The sequence below is a fragment of the Brevibacterium aurantiacum genome (assembly GCF_003932995.1).
In the GTDB taxonomy this organism is placed as follows: domain Bacteria; phylum Actinomycetota; class Actinomycetes; order Actinomycetales; family Brevibacteriaceae; genus Brevibacterium; species Brevibacterium aurantiacum.
In genome coordinates this window covers 3616782-3630538 of the sequence record NZ_CP025333.1, presented here as the reverse complement: position 1 = coordinate 3630538, position 13757 = coordinate 3616782, and the positions used below count along the sequence as shown (strand labels likewise).

Sequence of the window (13757 nt, the reverse complement as noted above, 5' to 3'; positions counted from 1 at the left end):
ACCCAGCTGGCACGTCTACCGTTGCGCGCCAGGTACCGGTTCGAGCACCTTCGCGATCAGCCACCTGAGCTGATCGAGCGCGGCATCGACGGTGACGCGCTCGGGAGTAACGATCGAATGCAGAGCCAGCCCATCGAGCATGGTGAACAGGGCAACGGAGATGGAGGCCACCTCGGCGGGGTCGATATGGCCCTCCTCGGACAGCATTCCGAGCCACCGATGCAGGCATTCATAGGTGAAGTCGTGCCCGTACTCGAGGAGCCTGCGGGACACTTCGCGCCGGTCGGGGCCGAGTGCACTCAGATGCATCGTGAACCACAGCTCGAGCTGCATATCGCGGTGCTCGTGCGTGGGGAGGAACTGCGCGCAGCACTCGAAGAGACGATCGGCAGGATCCAGTTCGGAATCAGAGATTGAGAAATCTTTGACTGCCGTCTTCATCGAACCCCGGGCGATTGCTTCGTGCAGGTCAGCCTGGGTCGGGAAGTAGTGGCGCAGCGTCGAGGCACCGATCCCGGCCTCCTTCGCAACTGCCCGCACGCTGAGGCTGATCTGCCCAGGCGGGCCCTGTTCGGCCAGGCGGATTGCCGCAGAGATGATGTCATCGCGTCGTGACATTGCTGCTCCTCTCGGTCTCGCACTGCAGTGTCCCTTCCTGTATAGTACAGCGTACTGGCACACTGTGCTAGAAAGTCGGGTTCCAGGTCTGAAATGGATCGTGGGGTCGGACGCAGAACCTCGACCGTGACTCCGCCCTAGTGAAAATGGAGCCCAAGAATGATCGAATCCATCCAGAATTTCGCCGACTCGTTCCCCGACTGGCTGCAATGGGCCGGGGTGCTGCTCGTCTCCGCGATCCCCTTCGTTGAGTCCTACTTCGGTGCCGTCATCGGTGTCGCCATCGGCCTGCACCCGGTCGTCGCGATCCTCGTGGCCGTCATCGGCAACGTGATCTCGATGCTCGCCTTCGTATACGGAGCCGGGGCCATCCGCGACAAGGCGACGAAAAACAAAGACAAAGACGCTGAGCCCTCGCAGAAGCGCCAGAGACTCAAACGCATGTTCGACAAGTTCGGTGTCCCCGGAGTCTCCCTGCTCGGCCAGACTCTCCTGCCTTCGCAGATCACCTCGATGGCCATGGTCGGATTCGGTGCCAACCGCAATATCGTGGCCTTCTGGCAGATCATCTCGATCATCCTGTGGGGCGTGCTCTTCGGTGTCCTCGCCACCCTGGGAATCGAGCTCGCGCTGAGGTGATGAGGCAGAAGCTGAGCGGGCGGGCCAGGGGCTGAGCGGCTGCGTCAGTGCTCCCGCCTAGACTGGGCCCATGACGGAATCCACCCCGAGCACAGGGACCATCGACGCCGACGAATTCGCCGTTCAGGCTCAGCGGATCCTCGCCGAGCTCACCGCGAATCCCGACGCCCAGTTCCGCGACGGCCAGCTCGAATCGATCCGCGACCTCGTGGTCGAGAAGAAGCGCGTCCTCGTGGTGCAGCGGACAGGGTGGGGCAAGTCAGCTGTGTATTTCGTGGCAACCAGAATGCTGCGCGCGGCAGGCACCGGACCCAGCCTCATCATCTCCCCGCTGCTGGCCCTCATGCGCGACCAGATCGCTGCGGCCGAACGTGCCGGAGTGCGCGCGGCCAGCCTCAATTCCTCGAACGTCACCGAATGGGACACCGTCCTCGATGACCTCAGGGCAGGAAATCTCGACGTCCTGCTCGTCTCGCCCGAGAGACTGAACAACCCGCAGTTCCGTGACGAAGTTCTGCCGCAGCTGCTGGCCTTCCTCGGCCTCATCGTCGTCGACGAAGCCCACTGCATCTCCGACTGGGGCCACGACTTCCGCCCCGACTACCGGCGCATCGGACACATCCTGTCCGAACTTCCCGGCAACACCCCCGTCCTCGCCACGACAGCCACAGCCAACTCCCGGGTCGTCACCGACGTCGCCGAACAGCTCGGCCAGGACACCACCGTTGTCCGTGGCGAGCTCGCCCGCGACTCCCTCCGACTCGGGGTCCAACCCGGGCTCGACGCAAGCGCGCGCATCGCCTGGTTGTCCTCCCACCTCGGTGATTTCACCGGTTCGGGAATCATCTACACACTGACGGTCAGCGCAGCCGAGGACATCACCCGAATCCTGCGCGACCAGGGGCATGAGGTTCGTGCCTACACCGGCCGCACCGATGCTGAGGAGAGGGCCGAACTCGAGCAGCAGCTCAAGGACAACCGCATCAAGGCGCTCGTGGCCACCTCGGCGTTAGGAATGGGCTTCGACAAGCCTGACCTCGGCTTCGTCGTCCACGTTGGCGCCCCGTCCTCAGCCGTCGCCTACTACCAGCAGGTCGGTCGTGCCGGTCGTGCCACGGACTCCGCGGATGTCCTGCTTCTGCCCGGAGCAGAGGATCAGGAGATCTGGAACTATTTCGCCACAGCGTCGATGCCCAGCCAGACTGATGCCAATGCCGTGCTGCAGTCCCTCGCCGAGGCGGACGGCCCCCTGTCCGTGGCCCGCTTGGAGACGCTGGTCGGCACCAAGCGCACCCGGCTGCAGCTGCTCCTGAAGACCCTCGAGGTCGAGGACGCCGTGACCAAGATCAAGGGCGGCTATGTCTCGACGGGCCGCGGCTGGACCTACGACCAGGAGCGATACGAGAAGGTCGCTGCAGTGCGCGCGGCCGAAGCGCAGGCGATGCTTGACTACGAGTCGACGCGCGAATGCCGGATGGAATTCCTCATCCGCCAGCTCGATGACCCCGAGCCCAAGCCATGCGGACGCTGCGACAACTGCGCCGGAGCCTGGTGGTCGGCCGAGATCTCGGACGAGAACAGGCAGGCGACAGCAGGGACTCTGCATCGCATCGGCCTGCCCATCGACCCACGCAGCACCTGGCCCAGCGGCATGGCCAACATCGGCGTCCCGCTCAAGGGCCGCATTCCCGCGGGAGAGCTGGCAGCCGAAGGGCGAGCCATCGCCCGACTCAGCGACCTGGGGCAGGGGCAGACCCTGCGATCCTTCCTCGCTCCGGACGCTCCCGATGCCGAAGTGCCCGCGCAGATCGGCAAATGGTGCCTTGAGGTCCTGGCCCAATGGAACTGGGAGATCCGCCCCGAAATCGTCGTCTCGGTGCCAAGTGCGCGCAGGCCCACGACGGTGAGATCGTTGGCGGCGAATCTGGCCTCGGTCGGCAGACTCATCGACGGGGGAGAGCTGCTGCAGGTCCATGATCACGGCAGCCCTGAAGTCAACAGTGCCTTCCGCGTGAAGGATCTCTACGATGCCTTCGTCGTCCCGCCCGAGATCGAAGAGGCAGTGGCCGGTAAAGCGGTACTGCTCGTCGACGACGAGGTGGTCTCTCGCTGGACGATGGCGATCGGGGCGCGACTGCTGCGACAGGCGGGAGCAACAGCAGTGCTGCCATTCGCACTCGCACTGCGCGCCTGAGCTCAGCGTGCCGCGCGCATGTCCTTGACCAGCTTCGGCGTTCTCCAGCGACCGATCTCTGAGGCCTACTGCGTCCACGGGTAGGAAAGCCGGACGAGGTAGTAGTTGACGTATTCGGCGATTCCGAACACCCACACGACGATGACGACCACAGCCGCCAGCGGCGTCGATGGAAAGTTGGCGATCACTCCTGCTAACCCGGCGAGCAGGATGAGCGGGTTGATGATTCGCAGTCCGCGGAATAGTCGAGCCAGCTGCAACGGCATTCGACCAGGGCCGATCCAGGTCCGCGCGAGCAGCCAATAGACCCCTGCCTGGATGAGAACGAACTCCAGCGGCATGAGGGCGAACCACAGCGCCGCGCCCGCTCCTGCTCCCGCAGAGTCGAGTCGCTGCTGCAAGACGAAGGCGGCCGCCGCAAATGCTGCGACGGCCGCCAGCTCGCCAAGTCCCAGGCTCAGATATTTCCGCCTCAGCCTGGAGAAGCGATCTCTCACGGATTCTGTTGGAGTTGGAAGGTCGCCCCTTCCGGATCGGTGACGGTGACGATGCGACCATAGGGTGAATCCTCGGGGCCCGCGAGCGCCTTGCCGCCGAGTTCAGCCACCCGTGCTGCGGTGGCATCGGCGTCCTCGACATTGATGTAGTCACGCCAGAAGGAGACCTGTGTCCATTCGCTGGCGTCGCAGATGCCGGCCACGGCATTCTCCTCGGCGCCATGGGTCGAATAGGGGAACCCCTCCATCGCCACGATGTCGAATGAGAAGACGTTGCGGTAGAACTCCTGGGCGACGGGATAGTTAAGTGTCATGAGCTCGAACCACACCGGAGTTCCGGGCGTGAGTGGGGTGTCGAACCCGGTGAAGTTGCCGGGCTGCCACATGCCCACACCTGCACCCGTGGGGTCGGTGATGACCGCCATCTGTCCCAGCGGTCCGACGGACATGGGTTCGGCGATGGGGGCCGCGCCGGCGGTGAGCGCCGCCGCGTAGGTGCTGGCGATATCGCTGGTGTGGAGGTAGGTCGTCCACATCGCCGGAATCATCGGGTTCGGAGTGCCGTCCATATTCACGGCACGCATGGCACCGCCGACAGCGGCGCCGTCCTTCGTGATCATGTTGTAGTGGCCGAAGTCAGGTCCCTGATCCTCGAACTCCCACCCGAAGATCTCGGAGTAGAACTTCGTCGTGGACTCGAATTCGTGGCAGGTGTAATCGATCCAGACGGGCTGTCCTTCACGGAGATTCTCAGGCATTGCGGCTCCTCATCACTGCGGTTGGCGATCTGCTGGTGATTGCGTTCGGTGGCCGCGGAAACAGCGGCTGATATCAGTGCCAGTTCCTGGTGAACTCTGCGAAGTAGTCGCGCACGGTCGCCTGCAGCAGCGGGCCGAAGGTCACACGACTCACCCCGAGATCCTGCAGCTGGGAGAGATCGAGTTCATCGGGGACAGCTCCCTTGACGGGGTGTGCCGTGACATTGAGCGGCAGCGCTACCTCGGACAAGATGGTCTTGAGGGTGTCCGTGTTCGGCAGTCTGACGGGGTAGACGGAATCGGCACCCGCTTCGGCACAGAGATTGAGACGTCGGATCACCTCGGCGGTGGGATCTTCGAACTGATCAGGGTTCTTGAACACGTCGGTGCGGGCATTGATGACCACATGCACTCGCTGCGCATCGGCGGCCCGACGGAGATCACCGATGTATTCGGCATGTTCCTCGGTACTGCGCATCCGACCCTCACTGTGCACCGTGTCCTCGATGTTCACGCCCACCGCTCCCGCCTCGAGGAGGCCAGCAATGAGGTCCGGCGCCGAGGTGTCGTAGCCGGATTCCAGGTCAGCAGAGACCGGGACATCGACAGATCCGCACACACGGGCGATGCCCGCCAACGCTTGGCTCAGGCTCATCGCCTCACCGTCCGCGGCACCCAGAGAATCGGCGAGCGGGTGGGAGCCGATGCTTAAGGCCTCGAAGCCCGCTTCCACCATTGCACGAGCCGACCAGGCGTCCCACACCGTCGGCAGAACGAGGGGACGATTCTGCTGGTGGGCTTCGAGCAGAGTGGAGGCGCGTTCGGCGAGAACAGAGAAATCGGTCATGTCCAACACTGTGGCACCGATTGATGGCTACGATCCAGTAACCTGGCGATTTCACCCGAAGGTTTCAGACTTATTCACCCTGCGTGGACAGCCGGTTTCACCGCCTCGACATGATCACAGCCGTGGCGTGCGGGGAGGCTCCTCACGCCGGTCGCCGGTGGCTTCGAAGGCCGCGGCGAGTTCGATGAGCTTCGTGTCATCCCAGCCGCGGCCCGAGATCGTCAGCCCGATGGGAATGCCGGTGTCGGTCATCGTGCCCATCGGCACCGTCACCGAGGGGATGCCCAGATGCCGGGGCACCAGGTTGCCGTTGGCGACCCAGGTGCCGTTGCGCCAACCCAGATCGGCCGAGGCCTCGTTGACATCCATATCGGCCGGTCCCACGTCGGCCATCGCCGGGTAGACGACGGCGTCGAGTTCGTTGGCGTCCATCCACTCTTCGAGGTCGATCCGTCGTGTGACTTCGAGGCCTCGAACACCGTCTTCGAGCTCAGGGATCTCCGTCACCGAGGTGTAGGGGCGGTCCGCAGCCAGCTGCGGGTATTCGGCGATGTCGTCGTCGAACCCGGTGTAGCGGTCCGGCAGGGCACCGTCCGGGTGGGGGAAGATCCTCGTCCCGTCCACCTCAGCGAGGGAGGACAGCTTCGGGTCACCGTTGGCGGCGAGGAAGTCGTCCCAGGCCCACGCGGAGAGATCATTGATCTCGCGATCGAGGTAGTCGGCGCTGACGATGCCGCGCGTCTTGATGGTCGGAGCACCGTGGCGATCGCCTTCGTAGTTGCTCACGACGGGGAAGTCGGTCTCGACCACCTCTGCACCGGCGGCCTCAAGGTCACGGCGGGCGGTCTCCCAGGCAGCGATCACCGAGGCTCGGGTCTCGACCCGCTGTCCCGTCGGTCCGCCGATGCCGCCCTCGGGGTTCGTTCCGGCCTCGGGGTCCGCGTTGATGTACATCTTCGGGATGCCGAAGCGTTTGCCGGCCAGAGTCGAGCGTGCCGCCTCGGCATCGGTGGGAAGCAGTGTGGCATAGGAATCGGGGCGGATGGCAGAAGCGGCGGGAATCTCGACCCAGGGCTGGACTCGCCAGAAGTCGCCGCGAGTCTCGGTGTCGTCGGCGACGATGATGTCGAGAACCTCGCAGAGGTCGGCCATCGATCGGGTGTGGGGGACGACGACGTCCATTGTCGGCACCAGGGGCCAATTGCCGCGCACCGAGATCACTCCGCGAGAAGGGGTGTAGGCGACGAGTGCGTTGTGTGAGGCCGGAGCCCGTCCCGAGGACCAGGTCTCTTCGCCGAGTCCGAAGGCGGCGAAGTTCGCAGTCGTCGCTGTACCGGAGCCGTTCGACGATCCCGAGGCGAAGGCGCTGGTCAGCCATTCGGGGTTATAGGGGCTTTCGGCTCGACCGTAGAGACCGCGCTGCATGCCGCCGTTGGCCATCGGCGGCATGTTGGTCAGCCCCAGACAGATAGCCCCGGCGCCGCGGAGGCGTTCGACGGTGAAGGCGTCTTTGCCCGCGATGAGCTCCGCGAACGCGGGGGAACCGGCGGCCACAGTCAGGCCGGTGACCATATAGCTGTCCTTCGCGGTGTACGGGATCCCGTCGAGGGGGCCCAGCGCGTGACCGCGGGCACGTCGCTCGTCGGAGGCGGCCGCCTCGGCGAGAGCCTCCGGGTTGGCTACGATCACGGAGTTGAGCTTCGTCTCGGTGTCGGGGCCGTCGAAGGCGGCGATGCGCGCCTGGTAGGCCTCGACCAGCCCCACCGAGGTGGCGGTTCCGTCCTCGAGTGCCTGTCGCAGTGAGGCGATGGATGCTTCGACAACATCGAACTTCGTCATTCGCGATTCCTCCGTGCAATTCGAGCGCTGGTCCGCGGTTGCGGATGTGTTCGTGCCTACCAGTATGTCCCAGAGCTCGCGGGATCTGACTTCGAATTCCGTTGCTCGCCGCCGCGGAACCTGTCATCCACGCGTAGCATCGGGGGTATGACGATCAGCGCGATCATCCTCAGCGGCGGCCGCTCGAGTCGATTCGACGGAGCCCACAAGCCCGCAGTCGAACTCGGCGAGGCGACCGTCATCTCCCGCATCCTCGGCGCTGTCCGGACGCTCGATCCCACCGCGGAGGTGTGGGTTGTCGGATCAGTGGAGGGGCTCTCAGCTGGGGAGGAGAAAACAGTGCATCACATCCGTGAAGAGCCGGAGTTCGCCGGACCCCTCGCCGGTATCGCCGCTGCCGGTGAGAGGATGCATAGCGCGTCGTCGACAGCCGATGCGGTCGACACGAATCCTGTGGCTCTGACGCGATCGCAGCCCTCCCTGGCCCGAGATGCCGCGAGTGTGACCCTCGTGCTGGCGGGCGACATGCCTCTCATCACCCCCGGCCACCTCCGAGAACTCGTCGACTACTGCCGGGGAACCGGGCTGCCGGCGGCCGGAAGCGATGATCGGGGCAAGACCCAGTTCCTCTGCGCCGCGTGGCCGCGCGGGCTCCTCCTCTCACGCCTCGCTGAGGTCGGCGACCCCGTGAACGCGGCGGTGAAGCTCCTATACGCCGGTGTCGAGACAACCAGGGTCCACGTCGACGCGGAGGTCATCGCCGACTTCGACACCGTGGAAGAACTCGACCGCATCCGCGCCCGATTCGACTCAGAGCTCTGAGACGCACTCGATTTGATCAGAATGGGCAGAGTCGAATCAACTCGCCTGCCCCTGTTCTCTGATCTCCTTGATCCGCTCGAGGACTTGTTCGGGCACGGCGTCGGCGGGAACCTCCGAGAACAGTGCCTGAGCGGTCGGGACATCCCCGGATCCGTCCCAGAAATCTGCTCCGACGACCGGAACCGTCGGGATGTCCTCACCAAAGTCCAGTGAGTCTTCCCCTCGATGCCCGATCAGCCAACCATAGTGTTCGGCGGTATTGCGGATCGGCTGGTATGCCTCATCCGTTGTCAGTTCTGTCCGTTCGTCGAAGATGATGCCGGCGATTCTGTGTTCCGCAAAGATGCGTACCCAGTCCGCGTAGTAGACGGCCGCGAATTCGGCCGAATCATCGTCGAAGCTCTTGTCAGAGTCCGGATTGGCCGCGCGATCGGCCGTAATGAGCAGAGCCTTCGGTGACGAGAGATGGAGTAAGACTGGTGCGTTCTGCGTCTTGGACGCAGTGAAGACAAGATCGCGCACCTTTTCTTTGAGCGCCTCGTCGCCCAGCATTGTCCTCGTTGCGTACCCGGTTCGGGTCTTCGCCGCCATCGTCTCGAGCAGTGTCGTGTTGTGCGCCAGCTCGTCCTGTAGCAGCTGATCGATCCGGATGAGGGCGACGTCCGGTTTGAGCAGCATCTGAATGCTAGAGAGGTGATTCGAGAAGGCGGTGGCGTCGCTCCAGGGGACATCTTTGTCTTGGAGCAGAACTCGCTTGGCGTAGTCGGCCGCGTCGAGGAGTAGCCGAGGTGTTTTGTCGTTGCTGGTGAGCAGTGCTGTGAGCCGGTCTGACATCATTCTTCCTAACGCTTGTGGGTGTGACGATGGGTGTTGCAGTGCCTATTGTGGTTGTGGTGATCGGGGATGCCCGGAACCCGACTCTGGAGCAGAGCCGGGTTCCGGGCATCCGTTCCGCTGGTCCACGGCTCTCGATGGGCCAGCGGCCTCAACGAGGCTGGGGTCCCAATGGGCCCGGGCCCGGCGTGCGGGCGTCAGATCCGATGCGGAATGACTTCGTTGTATTTCTCTTCCAGCTCCCTGATTCGGCTCTCGAGGTTGTTGATCTTCACAACGTGCCTGTTCGGCATGAAGATGATCGGTATCTCTTCGAGTCTTCCTTGCACCTGCGTCGCGCCATGATGATCCCAGACCGTGGCGAACAGGTGTTCGTTGTTCTCCTGCCCCCAGGAGCCGAAATAGGGCACATCCGTCGGCGGCTCTTCGGTGACGAACTCCTTGACGAACTCGGCGTAGGGTTTGCTCCGTTTGATCCGGGCCCGACGCTCATCCGCGCGAAGCTGCTCCGTCTGCTCCACGTCGACGACGAAGGTCTCCGGGTTCCACGAGATTCGGTAGATGTCGCGAGCCACCTGTTCCGAGATGCGATCGAGCTGTAGATCCTCGACGACGAGTTCCGGGTCGCGTTCCAGCACATCCCCGTAGCCGCCTCCCGCACCTTGGGCGATCATGTAGAGTTCGCCTTCCTGTGCGATGTCGAACTGCAGGCCCATGTGATAGGTCGAATAGGTCCCACCTTCGAAGGGCTGCTCGTTCATCACCCGTTCCATGGACAGATCGAACTGCGAGGGATCCTTCTTCACGATGTCGAAGATGTTGATTCCTTTGACCATCGCGAGTGGGTAAGTGGGGCATCCGTACCCGCCGAAGAGCCCACACACGGAGGAGAATTTCGCCCCCGAGGTCACCGTCATGAATCCCCAGCTCGGAGTATTGCGGGCCGCGACGATCATTTCGTAGCCCATTCCGCTCCGGTACTTGCCGAACCCCTGGTTGTCACGGACGACGCGCTTGCTCACCAGCTGCAGGAACGGTACTTCCTCTTCCATCACCTCCTGCTCACCGGTATCGGCCATGGCGCAGAACAGCGGAGCGACCGAGTCCTCTCCGTCTTGGAAGGGCTTGGCACCGCCGCTCATGCCGTTGAGATCCGCGCAGAGGTTTCCGACTTGCTCCCCGTGCTGCGTGGTCCCGCCCCAGAGGAAGTCGTTGATCTGGTTGAACCAGGGGGCGAGCACGTTGGAATACTTCTCGGGCACAGAGAATTGGAGCTTGGCGTAGGCAATCTGCAGAGCGCTGAATCCACGGAACGAAGCCTGCAGGTTCTGGCCCGTCGGAGCGTCATAGCTGCAGTCCCCCCAAGTGCCCTCATCCGAGATGATCTCGATGGGGGATAGGGCACCAGTCGAACGCGGCAGGTCGGGCCACCAGTACGACAAAATCGCTTGTGAGACGAAGGCCTTCGTCGACGCCAGCGGAGAATTGATGGCCCGGTTGATGATCTCCGGTCCCGTTCCTCGCAGATCCACGATGAGCCGCTCGCCCTTGACCGTGATCTTGCAGGCGAACTTGATGAGGATGTTCTCCTTCAGGGTCGAATCGACGAACTGGTTGACGGTGACCGTGCCATCGGGCATCTCCAAGACGCGACGGCGCACCTCCTGCTCGACGTCTTCGACCGTCATTCGGATCGAGCCGACGAAGGTTTCGACCCCGAACTCACCGATGGATTGATCGACGATGTCCATCACGCGCTTGACCGCGCCCATCTTGACTTTGATGTCGGCGAGCATGAGCTTCGGATCACGAGTCGAATGTTGAAGGAAGGTGAGCAGATCGCGACGCAGCCTACCTTTTTCGACGATCTTCATCGGCGACCCGCGCAGACCGTCGTCAAAGGGCGTCTCCGAGCCGGACGGCATGCCGCCGGGCTCGCAGGCGCCGTTCTCGCCCTCGTGGATGGTCGCACCGACCCAGGCGATGATTTCACCTTCGCGCATGACGGGAACGAGCATCGACTGGTCGGTGTTGTGCACCATTCCGAAGCGAGCATCATTGTGGAAGAAGCCGTCGCCGGGATTGATACCGACTGAGGGCTCGTCCTTCCAGTACTTCATGATGTGTCGGATCGGATGGTGGAGGACGGCGGAGAATGCGATGACGCCGCGATTCGACATATAGGCAACATCCCCTGCCGCGGTGTATACGGCGACGGAGAGGTCCGCCCACTTTGCGCCCGGTGCGGCACCCATGCTCTCGCACATCTCGAATGCTTCGTCGAGAGCACCGGCCAGGCGCCGGCGGATGCGGTCAGCCACCAGCGGATCGAGATCGTGGGCGAGTATGCGTTCTTCAAGAGGACTTCGCTGCGCGATGCTGTGCTCCCGCATAATCTCCGGATCCGGCCCGATGAACAGCGTTGTGTCGTTCATGAAGGCGTCGACCCACTCCTGCTCTTCGGCAGTCAGATGGGTTTCAGGGGTCGGGTGTGAGTGTGCGTGTGTCTGCTGTGATGATTCTGTGGTGGTCATGGTCATTCTCCTTTATTCGATCGGCGAAGACGGGGAGCCCTGAGAGGCCGACTCATTGAGCAGCCAGACTGCGCCTTGCGGCGTCGGCTCGACGCGCCAACCGCGTTCGACCAGATAGGTGGTGTTCTCTGTGGTGATGACGGCGGGGCCGTGAACGACATAGTTCTCGTGCAGTGCCCCGGCATCGTAGATCGGTGTCTCGAGAGCCTCGTCTTCACCGACGAAGTGGACTTCTCTGTGTTCGACGGACTCTGGAACCGTGCGGTCTCCGCCATACTCGAGATCGTCGAATCGCACGACTTCTCCTTCAATGTAGGAAGCCACCCGCACCGTCTGCACCCGGACTCCTGCCTCGGGAGCTTGGGTGCCCTGTCCATATCGATCTCCGTAGATGTCAGAGAACTTGCGGATCACGCTGAGGACGTCGCCGACGCTGTCGATTCGATTGATCTTGAATGTCACGGCCGTGGTCACAAGCTGGTTTCCATAGCGCATGTCCATTTCGAGACGATGTTTGACTTCGTCGCTTGCATATCCCTGGCGGACCAGATCTTCGCGTCCGCGTCGTTCGAGCTCCTCGATGTAGCCGTTCAAACGCTCATACTCATCGAACAGCGAGCGGGTGATCGGATCGTAGAGCACCACATAGGAGCTGCGTTCGTGAATGTGCAGCGGCTTGAGGTTGCCTGCGCCAAGCGCGGAGAAGACAGACGCGAAGGGTGGGAAGAGGATGCGGGAGATACCGGCCCGGGCGGCGATGCCGCACGCGTGGAGCGGTCCATTTCCTCCGTAAGCCACCATTGTGTAATCCTCAACCGTGCCGCCGCGCGAACGCAGCTCCATCTCGATGCCGATTGCCATCTGCTCGTCGACGGTGCGCTTGATCACCTTCGCCGCGTCGACCGGTTCGAGGTCGAGTTCGTCGCAGAGAGCCTCTTCGATGGCGAAGCGGGACCGCTTCGGATTGAGCTTGATGAAGCCGTTGGCATAGTTGTCTGGATCGAGGTAGCCGAGCAAGAGGTCTGCATCGGTGACCGTCGGCGACAGACCACCTCGGTCGTAACAGGCGGGCCCGGGATCCGATCCTGCGGATTCAGGTCCGACGCTGACGGATTTGTGAATGCGGTCGTAGCTGGCGATCGATCCACCGCCTGCGCCGAGGGTGTTGAGGTGGACCATCGGAACGGAGACAAGCCAACGACCGATCGTGGGTTGGAAGTCATAGTGCTGAACTCCGCCCTCGGGTACGAGCCCGATGTCGAAGGAGGTGCCGCCCATGTCCATGGAGACGACGTCGCCGATGCCCGTGCTTTCCGACAGGTGCTGTGCTCCTCCGACGCCTGCAATCGGACCCGAGTGGATCGTCTGCAGGGCATCAGTCGAGTTCGACTGTGCCATTCCGCCGGAATTATGTATGACGAGCATCGGCTTCTCATAGCCGGCCTCGCGGAGGTTCGCGGACAGTTGGTTGAGCGCGTGGAACATCGTCTGGTGAAGGAAGGCGTCGATGATCGTCGAGTTCGCCCGGACGTATTCGCCCTTCCGGCCCGAGACCTGGCTGCTGAGCAGTACGGGGATGGACCCGAGCTCGTGCGCCGGATAGTCATCGAGGATGACCTCGAGGATCTCCTGTTCGTGTGAGCCGTTCTCGGTTGCATTCGTCAGAGCCACGACGATCGCCTCGGCTCCGTTGTCGACGAGCTCTCGCACCTGCTTGCGCACGTCATCGGGTTGGACGGCGACGAGAACGTCGCCGACGGAATCGACCCGCTCTTTCACTGCTCGCACCAGATTGCGCGGAACGAGAGGTGTCGGCCTCTCAGCGTCGGCCATATCGCCCTGTTTCTGAGGGTCGAGGCCGGCACCGTATCCCTTGGAGCGGGAGATGTGGATGGTGTCCTCAAATCCGTGGGTCACGATTGCCCCGACCCTGGGGCCTTTGGCTTCGATCAGAGCGTTGGTGCCGAGGGTGGTGGCGTACCGGACTGAGTCGACCTCTTGCAGTACGTCTTTGCGGCTGAGGCCTGCAAGGGAGCAGGCGTTCTCAAGCGCGGCGTTGAATCCGAGAGCGAGATTGTGGTGCGTGGTCAGCGCCTTGGACTCGATGTAGTGTTCGTTCCACGCGAAGAAGCAGTCGGTGAACGTACCGCCGATGTCTACTGAGATTCGTTTCAT

General features: G+C 63.0%; 11 protein-coding genes. 3 read left to right on the top strand and 8 right to left on the bottom strand.

Annotated elements, in window-relative coordinates:
* Positions 1-15: 15 nt before the first annotated feature.
* Positions 16-618, bottom strand: coding sequence for a TetR/AcrR family transcriptional regulator (locus CXR25_RS16760; RefSeq protein WP_069600986.1), 603 nt, complete (start codon positions 616-618; stop codon positions 16-18).
* A 159-nt stretch (positions 619-777) separates the two neighbouring features.
* Between CXR25_RS16760 and CXR25_RS16755 the strand changes: the two genes are divergently transcribed.
* On the top strand, positions 778-1257 hold the full coding sequence (locus CXR25_RS16755) for a hypothetical protein (protein WP_009884311.1): 480 nt from the start codon (positions 778-780) through the stop codon (positions 1255-1257).
* Positions 1258-1327: 70 nt separating this feature from the next.
* Entirely contained in the window at positions 1328-3451 is a 2124-nt protein-coding gene (locus CXR25_RS16750; RefSeq protein ID WP_096146250.1) for a RecQ family ATP-dependent DNA helicase, read from the top strand.
* Positions 3452-3516: 65 nt separating this feature from the next.
* Here the strand turns inward: CXR25_RS16750 and CXR25_RS16745 are convergent, their stop codons facing one another.
* The 4 genes from CXR25_RS16745 to CXR25_RS16730 all read right to left on the bottom strand — a co-directional run bounded on the left by CXR25_RS16745 (position 3517) and on the right by CXR25_RS16730 (position 7392).
* Positions 3517-3948 (bottom strand): hypothetical protein, encoded by a 432-nt coding sequence (locus CXR25_RS16745; protein ID WP_205677676.1) that lies wholly within the window; start codon positions 3946-3948, stop codon positions 3517-3519.
* The gene (locus CXR25_RS16740) at positions 3945-4706 is read right to left on the bottom strand and encodes a VOC family protein (protein ID WP_069600983.1); all 762 of its coding nucleotides are present in this window, start codon (positions 4704-4706) and stop codon (positions 3945-3947) included. The genes CXR25_RS16745 and CXR25_RS16740 overlap by 4 nt, the downstream gene beginning before the upstream one ends.
* Positions 4707-4779: 73 nt before the next feature.
* Positions 4780-5553, bottom strand: a complete 774-nt coding sequence (locus CXR25_RS16735) for an isocitrate lyase/PEP mutase family protein (protein ID WP_096146252.1) — start codon at positions 5551-5553, stop codon at positions 4780-4782.
* A 114-nt stretch (positions 5554-5667) separates the two neighbouring features.
* Entirely contained in the window at positions 5668-7392 is a 1725-nt protein-coding gene (locus CXR25_RS16730) for an amidase (RefSeq protein ID WP_096146253.1), read from the bottom strand.
* Between the two features lie 147 nt (positions 7393-7539).
* On the opposite strand from CXR25_RS16730, the gene mobA reads away from it, so the two are divergent.
* Positions 7540-8214, top strand: coding sequence for a molybdenum cofactor guanylyltransferase (gene mobA, locus CXR25_RS16725; RefSeq protein ID WP_069600980.1), 675 nt, complete (start codon positions 7540-7542; stop codon positions 8212-8214).
* Positions 8215-8250: 36 nt separating this feature from the next.
* Here mobA and CXR25_RS16720 read toward each other — a convergent pair whose 3' ends face one another.
* The 3 genes from CXR25_RS16720 to CXR25_RS16710 all read right to left on the bottom strand — a co-directional run bounded on the left by CXR25_RS16720 (position 8251) and on the right by CXR25_RS16710 (position 13757).
* Positions 8251-9051 carry a hypothetical protein gene (locus CXR25_RS16720; RefSeq protein ID WP_125178419.1) on the bottom strand — a complete coding sequence of 267 codons (801 nt, stop codon included), beginning with the start codon at positions 9049-9051 and terminating at the stop codon, positions 8251-8253.
* A 194-nt stretch (positions 9052-9245) separates the two neighbouring features.
* Positions 9246-11582 (bottom strand): hydantoinase B/oxoprolinase family protein, encoded by a 2337-nt coding sequence (locus tag CXR25_RS16715; protein ID WP_206430638.1) that lies wholly within the window; start codon positions 11580-11582, stop codon positions 9246-9248.
* Positions 11583-11594: 12 nt separating this feature from the next.
* Entirely contained in the window at positions 11595-13757 is a 2163-nt protein-coding gene (locus CXR25_RS16710; protein WP_069600978.1) for a hydantoinase/oxoprolinase family protein, read from the bottom strand.